This is a genomic window from Enterobacter sp. MGH 38 (assembly GCF_000492855.1).
GTDB lineage: Bacteria > Pseudomonadota > Gammaproteobacteria > Enterobacterales > Enterobacteriaceae > Enterobacter > Enterobacter hormaechei_C.
Genome location: NZ_KI535608.1, coordinates 568,942 through 582,618 on the forward strand (window position 1 = coordinate 568,942; position 13,677 = coordinate 582,618).

9 protein-coding genes are annotated in these 13,677 nt (G+C 58.5%); 2 read left to right on the forward strand and 7 right to left on the reverse strand.

The features are described 5' to 3' along the window. Positions 1-12: 12 nt before the first annotated feature. The gene (ldtB, locus tag L384_RS08635; RefSeq protein ID WP_003858435.1) at positions 13-933 is read right to left on the reverse strand and encodes a L,D-transpeptidase; all 921 of its coding nucleotides are present in this window, start codon (positions 931-933) and stop codon (positions 13-15) included. Positions 934-1,155: 222 nt separating this feature from the next. Between ldtB and L384_RS08630 the strand changes: the two genes are divergently transcribed. Further along, positions 1,156-2,751, forward strand: coding sequence for an ABC-F family ATPase (locus L384_RS08630; RefSeq protein WP_003858434.1), 1,596 nt, complete (start codon positions 1,156-1,158; stop codon positions 2,749-2,751). A 91-nt stretch (positions 2,752-2,842) separates the two neighbouring features. Here L384_RS08630 and L384_RS08625 read toward each other — a convergent pair whose 3' ends face one another. Beyond that, complete coding sequence (locus L384_RS08625) at positions 2,843-5,206, reverse strand: glycoside hydrolase family 31 protein (protein ID WP_023324366.1); 2,364 nt, start codon at positions 5,204-5,206, stop codon at positions 2,843-2,845. Between the two features lie 17 nt (positions 5,207-5,223). After that, positions 5,224-6,525 (reverse strand): MFS transporter, encoded by a 1,302-nt coding sequence (locus tag L384_RS08620; RefSeq protein WP_023324367.1) that lies wholly within the window; start codon positions 6,523-6,525, stop codon positions 5,224-5,226. 288 nt (positions 6,526-6,813) lie between these two features. On the opposite strand from L384_RS08620, the gene L384_RS08615 reads away from it, so the two are divergent. Then, positions 6,814-7,887, forward strand: a complete 1,074-nt coding sequence (locus L384_RS08615; protein ID WP_023324368.1) for a LacI family DNA-binding transcriptional regulator — start codon at positions 6,814-6,816, stop codon at positions 7,885-7,887. On the opposite strand, the gene L384_RS08610 is transcribed toward L384_RS08615, so the two are convergent. The 4 genes from L384_RS08610 to L384_RS08595 form a co-directional block, all read right to left on the reverse strand. After that, a complete protein-coding gene (locus L384_RS08610) occupies positions 7,884-9,140 on the reverse strand; it encodes a DUF1479 domain-containing protein (RefSeq protein WP_023324369.1) in 1,257 nt (418 codons plus the stop codon). The genes L384_RS08615 and L384_RS08610 overlap by 4 nt on opposite strands. 151 nt (positions 9,141-9,291) lie before the next feature. Further along, positions 9,292-10,107: a Cof-type HAD-IIB family hydrolase gene (locus L384_RS08605; RefSeq protein WP_023324370.1), complete on the reverse strand. Its 816-nt coding sequence runs from the start codon at positions 10,105-10,107 to the stop codon at positions 9,292-9,294. A 155-nt stretch (positions 10,108-10,262) separates the two neighbouring features. Beyond that, positions 10,263-12,695, reverse strand: a complete 2,433-nt coding sequence (locus tag L384_RS08600) for a formate C-acetyltransferase/glycerol dehydratase family glycyl radical enzyme (RefSeq protein WP_023324371.1) — start codon at positions 12,693-12,695, stop codon at positions 10,263-10,265. A gap of 4 nt (positions 12,696-12,699) precedes the next feature. Further along, positions 12,700-13,599, reverse strand: coding sequence for a glycyl-radical enzyme activating protein (locus L384_RS08595; RefSeq protein WP_008501194.1), 900 nt, complete (start codon positions 13,597-13,599; stop codon positions 12,700-12,702). Between the last annotated feature and the right edge of the window lie 78 nt (positions 13,600-13,677).

Consider the following 13,677-nt stretch of genomic DNA (forward strand, 5'->3'; position numbering starts at 1 on the left):
TAATTATCACGATTAGTTTAAACGCACCGGCATACCGGAACGGTTCTGAATCGCCTGGTCAACGATGGTCGTGTCAACATCCGCCTGAGAGGTAACGGATTGCACCGCGCTGGTCAGCTTAATCGGTACGATTTCGTTGTTGTTGATCTGATCTTCGCTGGTGGACAGCGGGTTATGCACTTCAATGTAACGGCTGCCGTCCGGCTCTGACGTCGCTTTCACCGGTTCGTTAATGAACTGCACGCGCGTACCAACCGGCACGTTATCGAACAGGAATTTGATGTCTTCATTACGCAGACGCACGCAGCCGTGGCTTACGCGCAGGCCGATACCGAAGTTGGCGTTTGTACCGTGGATGGCATACAGACGACCAATGTACAGCGCGTACAGACCCATCGGGTTATCCGGGCCGGCAGGCACAACGGCTGGCAGCGGTTCACCGGCAGCAATGTACTCAGCGTGCATTTTGGCGGTCGGCGTCCAGGTTGGGCCCGCTTTCTTACGCTCCACTTTGGTGGTCCAGTTCAGCGGGGTGTCTTTACCCAGCTGACCGATACCGATAGGCAGAACGATCACGGTGTTGGTGCCTTTCGGGTAGTAATACAGACGCATTTCGGCGCTGTTAATTACGATACCTTCGTGCACGGTATCCGGCAGGATCAGCTGCTGTGGAATGTTGAGTACGGTACCCGCTTTCGGCAGATACGGGTCAACGCCCGGGTTCGCTTCCAGCATGTTAGACAGGCCGAGCTGATACTGCGCCGCGAAGTATTCCAGCGGCTGAGTGTTACCTTCCGGCACCGTCACCACCTGGTTTTCACCCACCAGACGGCTTCCGTCTGTCGGCAGGGGATACGTCACCGCAGACGCGGTCTTACAAAAACCTACTACGGCTAACGCCGCCGCAAAAAGCGTTGTTAATTTCATGTTCATGTTATGCGAGGTATCTAAGCCATTCTGGCGATGAGTTGATAAGTCTGAATCAGTAATGGGAGCGCATTATATGTGCATTCCCGTTAACTGGGAATTCAGATGTGTACGAAATCACATTTTTTTCGATTTTGTTAAAGTTTAGTGGATTACTGCAACACGGGATCTCAATTCGGAATTGTGGCATAATGCCGCGTTTATCACACTTTTCGCAGGAATCTCTCCGTGTTAGTTACCAGCAACGTCACTATGCAGTTTGGCAGTAAGCCGCTGTTCGAAAATATTTCCGTCAAATTTGGCGGCGGCAACCGTTACGGCCTGATTGGTGCCAACGGTAGCGGAAAATCCACCTTTATGAAGATCCTCGGCGGTGACCTGGAGCCAACGCTCGGTAACGTGTCGCTCGACCCGAACGAGCGCATCGGTAAGCTGCGTCAGGATCAGTTCGCCTTCGAAGAGTTCACCGTGCTCGACACCGTGATCATGGGGCACGCGGAGCTGTGGGAAGTGAAGCAGGAGCGCGATCGTATCTACGGTCTGGCTGAGATGAGCGAAGAAGACGGTTACAAAGTGGCCGACCTGGAAACGCAATACGGCGAAATGGACGGCTACTCTGCGGAAGCGCGTGCGGGCGAGCTGCTGCTGGGCGTCGGCATTCCGGTTGAACAGCATTACGGCCCGATGAGCGAAGTCGCGCCAGGCTGGAAGCTGCGTGTGCTGCTGGCGCAGGCGCTGTTCTCTAACCCGGACATCCTGCTGCTCGACGAACCAACGAACAACCTGGACATCGACACCATCCGCTGGCTGGAGCAGACGCTGAACGATCGCGACAGCACCATGATCATCATTTCGCACGACCGTCATTTCCTGAACATGGTGTGTACCCACATGGCGGATCTGGACTACGGCGAGCTGCGCGTTTATCCGGGCAACTACGATGAGTACATGACGGCGGCAACCCAGGCACGTGAACGTCTGCTGGCCGACAACGCCAAGAAGAAAGCGCAGATTGCGGACCTGCAATCCTTCGTCAGCCGCTTCAGCGCCAACGCCTCTAAGTCGCGTCAGGCGACCTCGCGTGCGCGTCAGATCGACAAAATCAAGCTGGAAGAGGTTAAAGCCTCCAGCCGTCAGAACCCGTTCATCCGCTTCGAGCAGGACAAGAAGCTGTTCCGTAACGCGCTGGAAGTGGAAGCCCTCACCAAAGGCTTCGATGAAGGCCCGCTGTTCAAAAACTTCAACCTGCTGCTGGAAGTGGGCGAGAAGATTGCCATCCTCGGCGCCAACGGCGTGGGTAAATCCACTATGCTGAAAACCCTGGTGGGTGAACTGCAACCGGACAACGGAACCGTGAAATGGTCTGAAAACGCGCAGATTGGTTACTACGCGCAGGACCATGAATATGAATTCGAAAACGATCTGACTGTCTTCGACTGGATGAGCCAGTGGAAGCAGGAAGGCGACGATGAGCAGGCGGTACGCAGCATTCTGGGGCGTCTGCTGTTCAGCCAGGACGACATCAAAAAGCCCGCCAAAGTGCTCTCCGGTGGTGAAAAGGGCCGTATGTTGTTCGGCAAGCTGATGATGGAAAAACCGAATATTCTGGTGATGGACGAACCGACTAACCACCTGGATATGGAATCGATCGAATCCCTGAACATGGCGCTGGAGATGTATCAGGGCACCCTGATCTTCGTCTCTCACGACCGTGAGTTCGTCAGCTCGCTGGCGACCCGCGTGATCGAAATTACGCCAGAGCGCGTGGTGGACTTCACCGGTAACTACGAAGATTACCTGCGCAGTAAAGGTATCGAGAGTTAAAAAATAGCCGGGTGGCGGCTTCGCCTTACCCGGCCTACATTTGATCCCCTCTCCCTGTGGGAGAGGGTTAGGGTGAGGGCTACAGGCCGCACTACACCACCCACTCGCCCCCTTCAACTCCATTCACCCGCAGCGTACGTTTTTCCTCCGCCGGTAATGATACCTTCAGCGCCTTCCATGCCGGACGATAGTCGCCGCGAGCGTTCACCTTCAGGTTGATACTTGCGCCATCACACACCATTTCCCATTCCACCCACAGCGCATTGCCGTTCAGGTAGCCCCAGCTTTCACCGTCGTCTTCAAACAGCAGCCCCGAGGTTGTGCCGACGCCTTTCACCGGGAACAGCTTCAGCTCACGGGTATCGTCTTTATCGGCGCTCACGTGACGGATGCGCTCGCTGAGCGGCAGACCGGCCCCAGCGCGCACCAGCAGCGGCAGTTTTTCCAGCGGCGCATCCAGGACGATGGATTGCCCGCCCGCATACCACGCGTGAGTGTAAAAATCGTACCAGCCCGTTTCGTTATCCGGCAGCCAGACGCGGCGCTCGCGCTGCCCGGCTTCGACGACGCTGGCGACCAGCAGGTCGCGGCCCAGCAGGAAGTCGTCGCACTCTTTGAAGGTTTGCGCATCGTGCTCGTGGTCGAGGAAGGTCGGGCGCAGCATCGGTTCGTCGTCGGCGTGCGCCTGCCAGAGCAGGGTGTAAAGATACGGCAGCAGGCGGTAGCGCAGCTCAATCGCGCCGCGGATGGCAGGCGTGACGCCCGGATACATCCACGGCTCGTTCACCGTGTGGTCATCGTTCCACGAGTGAATGGTAAAGCGCGGGTGCATCACGCCGTTCTGCACCCAGCGCACGAACAGCTCGGCGTCCGGCTTGTCGCCGGAGAAACCGCCGACGTCGTGCCCGACGTTGAACAGCCCGGACAGGCTCATGCCCAGCCCCATGCGGATGTTATAGCGCAGGGTGTCCCAGTTGGTGCGGTTGTCGCCGCTCCAGGTCTGGACGTAGCGCTGCATCCCGGCGCAGCCGGAGCGGGAGATCAGATACGGACGCTTTTCCGGCGCAAAGCGCTGCTGCGCTTCCAGCGAGGCGCGCATCATCAGCAGCGGCATCACCGGGCGAATATGCTTGATGGCTATCTCCTTGCCGAAGCCATAGCAGCGCGCTTCCCCGTCCCACACTTCATACTCGTTGTTGTCGTTCCAGGTGGAGTCGATGCCCATCTCCAGCAGCTGCGTGGTCACGCCGTTCTGCCACCACTGCACCGTCTGCGGGTTGGTGAAGTCGAGATGCGATCCTTCGTCATCCCAGAAGCTGGAACGTTCAGGCGCATCGGTTTCTGAATCGCGAATGAACAGGCCACGTTCCGCCACTTCGCCGTAGCGGGGATGATCCTGCAACAGACACGGCTTGATGTTGGCCGCAAGCCGCAGCCCCGCGTCGTGGAACGCCTGGCTCATCACCTTTGGCTGCGGCACTTTGTCGTAGTTCCAGTTAAAAACGTAGCGCTTGCCGTTAATCGAGGTATAGCCGGAGGAGAGCTGGAACGAGTCGCACGGAATGGCATGCTCCTCGCACAGGCGAATGAAGTTCATCAGCTGGTTTTGCGCGTCCGGCGCGTCGGTGTAGTGCATGGTCGAGCCGCTGTAGCCCAGGCTCCATTTCGGTCCGAACAGCGCTTTCCCCGTCAGGCGCACGAAGGCTTTGGTGACGTCCAGCACGCGCCTGCCGGTAAAGATGTAGTAGTCGATATCGCCCGCTTCCGCCTGCCAGCGGCGATAGGCGGTGTGGTAGTTATCGATCTCGTTACCCAGATCCAGCCAGCAGCTGCTCAGGTTGTCGTAGAACAGGCCGTAGCTCACGTCGTCGCGGCGAGTAAGGGTGAACGGAATGTGCTTGTAGAGCGGGTCGGTGCTGGCGGCGTTGTAGCCCATGGCGTCGAGGTTGCGCATCTCGTAGCGTTTACCGTTGCGCTGCAGATCGCCCGCTTTCTCGCCCAGGCCGTAGAAACGCTCGTCCTTGCGGCGGCTGAGGTAGTGCGCCACGCCGTCGCCGTGAGCGTTCAGCAGGTAGGCGCTGGTGGGGCGGTCGTTGACCAGCGGCTGCCATTCGCCCGCCTCATTGCGGTAGTGCCACTCCAGCCACAGCGGCTGGTGGACGGTGACGCGCAGCTGCTCGGTTGCCACGGTTAACGTATCGTCCTGCTGCGTCAGCGTCCAGGCGGGGCAGGAGAAGCCGCTGATATCGTCACGACGGCGACCTTCCCACGGCACGTCTTTTTCCGGTGCGATGCTCCAGGTGCGGTCAAGCGCCAGCTCGCCCTTGCGTTTGATCAGCACGCGGAACAGGTTCTCTTCCAGCACATACAGGCACAGGCGGTGCTGGCTATCGACCAGCAGTTCCAGATGGTTTGCCGACTGCGTATCAAGGGTCCAGTTTTTCAGGGTTTTCATATGCAATACATCCACTATCAGGCGCGCTTGGCGCGACGTTCAGCAATAAATGCTACCAGGAAGAAAGCGCCAATCAGGTCAAAGAACCCCATGGCGATAAAGAGCGGGTTGAAGCCGATTTTGTCGGCGGTCACCCCGATTAACAGCGAGAACAGGAAGCTGGCGATCCACGCCGCCGAGCCGCGCATGCCGTTGACGGTCGCCATTTGGCCCTTATCGAAGGACTCCACCACCAGCGCGCTCAGCATGCAGGAGATAATCTGGTGCCCGAAGCCGCCGATGGAGATCAGCACGATGGTGATATACGGGTCGCGGGTTACGGCGACGACCGCCAGTGAAATCATCAGAAACGCGCCTGTGACGGAGCTGGCCACCACCGAGTTCACGCGGGAGCAGCCGAACAGGCGGGTATACAGACGCGTCAGGTAGCCGCTCGCCACGCTGCCGAGGTCGGCGGCGAGGAACGGCAGCCAGGCAAACATCGCAATCTGCTTCAGGTCCATGCCGTGCTCTTTGGCGAGGTACAGCGGCACCCAGAAGCTCAGCACCGCCCAGGCGGGTTCTGCCATAAAGGCCGGAATGGCGATACCGTAGAAACGTTTGTTTTTTGAAACGGTTTTCAGCGCGGTCAGGAAGGGCAATTTGACCGGCGCTGGTTCGTTATCCTGCTTGATAAACGCCAGCTCGTCCTTGCTCAGGTTCGGGTGCTGCTCGGGGTTGTGGTAGAACGCCCACCAGAGGATCACCCACAGCAGCGCCAGCACGCCGGTAAACATGAACGCCCCCTGCCAGCCGAACGAGGCGTGAGCAAAGTAGATGATAGGCGGAGCCAGCATCGCGCCGATGGAGAAGCCCACGCCTGCCCAGCCGGCAGCAACGGGACGCTCTGATTTCGGGAACCATTCACCGATGGTTTTGGCGTTCGCCGGGGTGGCGGCGGCCTCTGAAGCCCCCATAAAGAAGCGCAGTATGGCCAGGTGCAGCCAGCTTCCGGCGCCCGCGTGGAAAATACACATCAGCGCCCAGATCCCGGCGCAGACCATAAAGCCAATCTTCAGGCCAATGACGTCAATCAGCCAGCCGCACAGGGGCTGGAAAATGGTATAGGCGATCTGAAACGCGCCGACGATCCAGGAGTATTGCTCGGTGGTGATCCCGAGGCTCTCTTTCAGCTCCGGAGCGAGAATACCTAAGGAATTTCGGGTGATGTAGTTAACGGTGACGCCCAGCAAAAACAGCACCAGCACGTACCAGCGCAGGTTCTTGATGACGCGACGGGTTTTGCTTGTCGCAATGGTGTTATTGATGTCCTGACTCATTTTACTCTCCACAAGACGGACGGTAAGGGGACGGAGGTTCAGGTGTCACACAGATTTTTATGCCTTTGATTTCAATCCGCTTATAATGCTTAAGTTGCTATACAACTAGTATGGAAGCTGTGTGACAAGTTCACCTTAAGGAAGAAAATGAGTGGGCAAAAGTGGATTTTGTGCAAAATTTCTCATAACCGACGAAAACACTCTGGCATGATGGCATTCACGTCAGTTATTGCCTGACACACACGCTATGAAAATTTTTTCATTTCGCAAATGGAGCCAGATCACAAAATGGACAAAAGGCTAAAAATCACCGAAATCGCGGCCCGTACGCAGCTCTCCATCAGCACCGTTTCGCGGGTGCTGGCGGGGAAAGCGAATACCAGCGAAAAAGCGCGTGCAAAGGTGCTGGCGTGCGCGCGCGAGCTGGGGGTAATGGACGGCATGGCGGCAGGGCGTCTGCTGCTTAACAGCCTGGTGGTTTTTGCCCCGCAGCGCGCTTTCGACGAGCGGTCCGACATCTTTTACTACCGCGTGATCCAGAGCGTGAGCAAAGCACTTGCCTCCCACGAGGTCCGGTTGCGCTACTGCGCGCTGGAGGAGAACGACAGCGACGCCCAGCTGTTTCTGGCGCGGATGAACGAGCCGGACACGCAGGCGGCCATTCTTCTTGGTATTGACGATCCGCATATCCACGATCTGGCGGTGGACGTGGGCAAACCCTGCATGCTGATTAACTGCCGCGACCGGCACATGCGTCTGCCTGCCGTTGCGCCGGATCAGCGCGCCATCGGCGAGCGGGCGGCGGAGTACCTGTTCGAGATGGGGCACCGCGAGGTGATGAACGTGCTGTGCCTACGTCGCTACACCATGGAGCTGCGCCTGTCGGGGATTCGCGACGCGTGGCAGTCCCACAACCTGGCGTTCAACGACAAGCGCGATCTGCTGGTGGTGCCAAGCTTCAGCGCCAGAGAGACGGAGCAGCTGGTGAGCGATTGGCTAAATCAGCAGCAGGGAAAAGACCTGCCGACGGCATTCCTGGTTGGCGGCGACTTTATGGCGGCGGGCACCATCAGCGCCTTAAAAAACCACGGCCTGCGCGTGCCGCAGGACGTCTCGGTGATGAGCATCGACGGCTTTAACCTGGCGGCGATTCAGGATGTTCCATTAACGGCCGTGCATGTTCCCCGCGATGAGCTGGGAACGGAAGCGGTACACATGCTCCAGCAGCGGCTCATGCGCCCGGACGCGCCGGTAGGCACATTGCTGCTGAACGGCACGCTGACCGTGCGGGAGTCGGTACGGCGGATACGTCAGGGAAAACGACGCACCGCCGTGGAGCGGGAAGGGCTGTACGACAGCTAGACCATGCCCAGCGCGCGTTTGCCGTGGATGTTGAGATCGTTCACGGTAAAGCGGTCCTGCCAGGTTTTTTCATAATCCTCGCGCGGGAAGTCTCCCGGCGACGCGCCGGTTTCCAGCGCTTCCTTGACCTTCTTCGCGTAGGCGAGGTTTTTCTCGCACATCGGTGCGGCGGGGATATACATCACGTTGCCCCAGCCCTGCTGGTTATCCACCGGCGCGACGGAGTGGATCACATCGCAGTGCCACCACACCGAATCACCCGCCTCCAGCGCAGGAATGCTGGTCAGCGCCTCGATAAGCAGCGGGTGCCACTTCTCGGAAACCGGCAGCACGCGCCCCGGCGCCACGCCGCACAGCTCGTCCTCCGGCACGTCGTCCAGCAGCGGACGCAGCAGAATATAGGCCATTGCTTCCGGGATCGGCACCACGTGCAGCAGCCCCTGACCGGGGATCATGTCCGACAGCGCCGTCCAGCCCTGGAAGGTGCGGAACACCGAGCATTTGGTGGTGTTATCGACGGTATACTCTTCCACTTCGGTACGATGCGCGGCGTTCCACGGATCGTATTTCTCAACGTTGCCGTCAAACACGCGGGCAAAGACCTGCTGGTAGGCAGGCAGCAGCCAGCGCTCCAGCGCGCCGGAGTCGGTATGCGCGCCGAGTCCCTTCGAGGTGGTTCCCGGCGGACGGCGGCGGATACGATCCGGGTAAATCACGCTCACGTCCGGGTCGAACCACTGCTTGCCGTTGCTCTCGAACGTCCATAAGCGGTTCAGGAACGACTGCACCTGCGCCATTTCTTCGCTCTGGCGCGCCTGCATTTGCGCCTGCGACCAGTAGATCGGGTAAATCTCCGGACGGGAGGCGGTCAGGGTGCCGAAGAAGTTATCGCCTGGCCCTTTGTACACCTCGTCAAACTTGTTCAGATCGAGGTAGTCGAGCATCGACTGATCCCACGCCAGCGCCTGCTCGCGCGGGAAGTGACCTTTAATCACCGCGCAGCCGCGGCGCTTAACGGCCTCGCGCTGCGCGTCGGTAATCGTGCCGTTTTTCACATCGTTAAACGGAATTACCGGCCAGACGGATTCACCTTTATTTTTGAGGGCGTTAATTTCCGCCACGCGGGTGGCAATGCTGTCGCTGAGCTTGTCGAACACCGCCTGCACGTCGCCGATCTGCGCGCGTAACTCACGTTTCAACTGACGGATTGCCGCTTTGTGATCCGCCGGCAAGGTTTCACTGGTAAAGGTCATAACTGCCTCGCATCTTTCATTCGAAAGTAAAAGTGTCTACAAGCGATACTTTAAGTTAAAAATAAGTTAATGCAAGTTTAAAAACTTGACCTGCGCCACAGGACGGGAAAATGAGTGAGGGTGCCGGAGCAGGACTCCGGCGAGGAAAGGATCAGACGTCGAAAGGAGCGTGGTTGTCGAGCACGGCCTGAATGACGTTCAGCGCGCCCTGATGGTTGTTGTCGTCAGTGCTGTAGCGGCTGATTTCTTTGATGCTTTCCGCCGCGTTGCCCATCGCAAAGGAATATTTCACCAGCTTCAGCATCTCGGCATCGTTGCCGCTGTCGCCAATGGCCACGCACTCTTGCGGAGAGATTTTCCAGCGCTTCAGCAGGCGGCTGATGCCGTTGGCTTTGTGCAGGCCGGGGATAATTAAATCGACAAAGCCAAAGCCGCTGGTGACCGGCTTCATGATGCCGTCCAGGGAGACGTGGAGTTTATCCACCAGATTAGGAATATCGCTGTCCGGCAGGTTCAGGGAGAACTTAAACAGCACGTCGTCAATGTCGCGGTAATCGCTGATGCGCTTTAAGCGGTGGTAGTGCTTTGACATTAGCGCCACGAACGCGTCCGGCGCTTTATCGCTGACGTAGGCGCTCTCCAGCCCGCAGGCCACGAAGTTCAGCCCTTTGTCTTTCAGCAGTTCGCCAATCACGATCTGCGACTCATGGCGGGTCAGTTCGCCGTGGAAAATCTGTTCGCCGTGATCGAAGACCAGCGCGCCGTTTTCCGCCACGAAGGAGATTTGATCCTTCAGTTCCGGGAAAAACGAGATGAGCTGGTAATACTGGTTGCCGCTGGCGACAACAAATTCAATGTTGCGGGCTTTAAGCTGTTTAAACTGTGCCTGGAAGCGGTCACGATCGTACTGCTTGGCATCATCAAGGAAAGTTCCGTCCATATCGGTGACGATAACTTTTACGGTCATACTATGCTCCTGGGTCACTGCGTTTTGAAACATTCTAATAACAAGGTGACGGGGAGCACAAATTTAATTTCATTCGAAAGTAAAAGCAAAACGGCAACCGAGGTTGCCGTTTTTAGTGTTTTCTCCCTCTCCCTCAAGGGAGAGGGGATACACTATTACAGCGTATGCTCAGTACGGGCGATAATATCGTCCTGCGCATCCGGTGACAGGGCGGTGAAGAACGCCGAGTAGCCCGCGACGCGCACTACCAGGTCGCGGTACTGGTCCGGGTGTTTCTTCGCTTCCAGCAGCGTTTCGCGCGAGACGATGTTGTACTGAATATGCCAGCCCTTATGCACCTCGAAGAAGGTGCGCAGCAGCACCATCAGCTTCTGGCGATCGCTGTCGTTTTCCAGCGTCGACGGGTTCAGCTTCTGGTTAAGCAGCACGCCGCCAAGAATCGCTTCCGTCGGCAGTTTACCCACGGAGCCAATCACCGCCGTCGGCCCGAGGTGGTCGGTACCGGAAGCCGGGCTGGCCCCTTCCGCCAGAGGGGTATGCGCCTTACGCCCGTCCGGCGTCGCCATGGTCGCTGCGCCAAACGGCACGTTTGCTGAGATAGACGACGTGCCCGCGTAGTAGTTACCCCCAATCGGGCCGCGGCCGTAGCGTGGGTTGTGATACTGCTTCAGCTCTTCAATGTAGGTTTCGTAGGCGCGGGTCAGCAGCAGGTCCACGCTGTCGTCGTCGTTGCCGTACTTCGGCGCGCCGTTGATCAGGCGCTGGCGCAGCTGCTCGTGGGTTAGCCCCTCGAAGTCATCCGCCAGCGCCGCCGCCAGCTGTTGCTGACCGATGACGCCCTGGTCAAACACCAGCTTCTTCACCGCCGCCAGGCTGTTGCCGAGGTTGGCGATCCCCACCTGTAGGCCGGAAACCCAGTCATACTTCGCGCCGCCTTGCTTAATGCTTTTCGCGCGCTCGATGCAGTCGTCAACCAGCGCCGAGCAGAGAATATCGTGGACGTTCTCCTCCTGCATAGTGTCTACCACGTACTCAATTTCGATAGATTTGCGGGTGTAGTAGCGGATCTGGGTGTCCCACGCCGCCATCACCTCCTCGAAGTTATCGAAGTTACCGGCAGAGAGGGCTTTCTCCTGCGGCAGGAACACCTTGCCGCTGGTGGCGTCGCGGCCGCCTTCCAGCGCGGCCAGCATCACGCGGGCGAAGTTAATAAAGCTCATGCCTGTGCAGCGGTAGCCCCATTTGCCGCCCACCGCGGTTTCGATACAGCCAATGGCCGCGTAGTCGTAGGCGTCGTCGCGTTCAACGCCGAGCTTGATGAATTCCGGAATGACGATTTCGTCGTTGTTAAAGGCCGGCATGCCGAAACCGCAGCGGATCACCTGCACGCAGGCGTCGAGGAAGTCGTTGCTCATGCCCGCGTGGTAGCGCACGCTCAGGTTTGGCTGGGTGGAGCGCAGACGGCCGCAGGATTCGAGGATCGCGTAGGAGAGCGGGTTGACCGCGTCCATTGGCTCGCCGTTGACCAGCTTCTGGCCGCCGATGGTGACGTTCTGATACAGCGGGCTGCCCGCAGAGGCTTTGGAGTGCGAGCCGGAGCGGATTTTGTTCACCTCCAGCAGCTTCAGCCAGCAGCTGTGCAGCAGCTCGATGGCGTGCTCGCGATCCAGGCTCTGGTCCAGCTCCACGTCGCGGCGATAGTACGGGTAAAGGTACTGGTCCATACGGGCGAAGGAAACGGAGTGGCCGTTGGACTCAATTTGCAGGATTAGCTGAATGAAGTAGCACAGCTGTAGCGCCTGCCAGAAGGTTTTTGGCGGCTCGTGAGCAATCACGTCGCAGTTTTCTGCCATCGCCAGCAGCTCGTCGCGGCGGCTTACGCGGGTTTCGGTGGAGGCCATTTCACGCGCCAGTTCGGCAAAGCGTTTGATGTGCAGGCTCACCGCTTCCAGCACGATATCGATCGCCTTCAGGAACTGATCGCCGTGCAGGTCTTCCAGCACCGTCAGGTTGATGCGTGAGCGGCGCTCGGCCACTTTGGCGCGCAGGCCGTCGAGACCTTTCTCCAGCACCAGCGGGAAGTTCACCGCCAGGTGCGCGTCGCCGGAGGTCATGTTGCCTTCGGCTTTGATGATGCCGGTTTCCAGCAGGCCTTTCTGCTCGTCGGTGAACATGCCGTAGCAGCGATCCTGCACCGTCTGGCCGCGCCACCACGGGCAGATCGCATGCAGCACGCGCTTGTTCTCTTCGCTCACCGCAAAGCCCGCGCCCGGACGGTTCGCCAGATCGTCAATCTCTTTCTCAATCCAGGAGACGGTATATTCCGGGAAGATCGGCGCGGCACGCACTTCGCTGGCCTGGTTACCGATGATCAGCTCGTCGTGCTTGATCCAGATGGTACGCTTGGCCAGGTGATGCGCCAGCGCCAGGGCGCGGCGCACCGGGATCGGCTTGTCCAGATGCTGCTGATACATTTCGGTATAGTGCTGCGCGCGTTCGGTACAGACCGGCGGCTTAACGATATGCACCAGAGCCGTTTTGTGCGCCTTGATGCGCTCGCTGAGGGTGTTGAGATTCAGGGTGGTCATAAGTTTATCCTCGTAAGGTCGCGGTTAACCCTTTCTGGCAGGCATACTGCTGTGCGAAGTCCAGCAGGGCAGGGTTATCCAGCGGTTTGTCAGGGGCAGAGTAGGGTTGGCCGAGCAGGGTGTATTTGTTCATGCCCAGCGTGTGATACGGCAGAAAATGAATATCGTGGACGCCGAGTTCATCGGCAGCGAAGTTGGTAATGGCGGTGATGGAGGCTTCATCCGCGTTGAAGCCCTGGATCAGCGGCACGCGGATGGTGATCGTTTTCCCGGCGGCGGCCAGGCGTTTCAGGTTGTCCAGGATGCGCTTAGCCGAACCGTCCGTCCACTGCTTGAAAACGTCTCCGTCGACATGCTTCAGGTCGGCGAGGAACAGATCGACGTACGGTAATGACGGCTCAATATAGTGCCACGGCACGTGAAGGCAGGTTTCGACGGCGGTGTGGATACCCTGGTCGTGGCTGGCTTTAAACAGCGCGTGCGCCAGCTCCGGATTCATAAACGGCTCGCCGCCGGAAAGGGTGATCCCGCCGCCGCTGCGGTCGTAGAAGGGTTTATCGCGCAATACGGTCGCCATGATCTCTTCGACCTGCTGTTCTTCGCCGCAAACGGTCAGCGCCTGCGTCGGGCAGCAGTCGGTGAGGGCATCAAGCGTCTCTTCACTCAGCTTTTCGCGGTGGATGACCAGGCCATTCAGCGCGCGTTCGATGCAGCCCGGTGCCGCCTGCTGGCACAGGTCGCAGCCGTCCAGGCACAGACGCGCATCAAACAGCACGTCCCGGCTGCGGGAGCGGCTTTCCGGGTTCTGACACCAGCGACAGCCCAGCGAGCAGCCTTTCAGGAATACCACGGTTCGAATACCTGGGCCGTCGTGGGTGGAGTAACGCTGTATATTGAAGATCATTTTTTTGCCCTCGTATTACATATGAAGATTAAATTACTTTCGAATGAAAGTTATCTTGATATGGGTCAATTCCTGAGC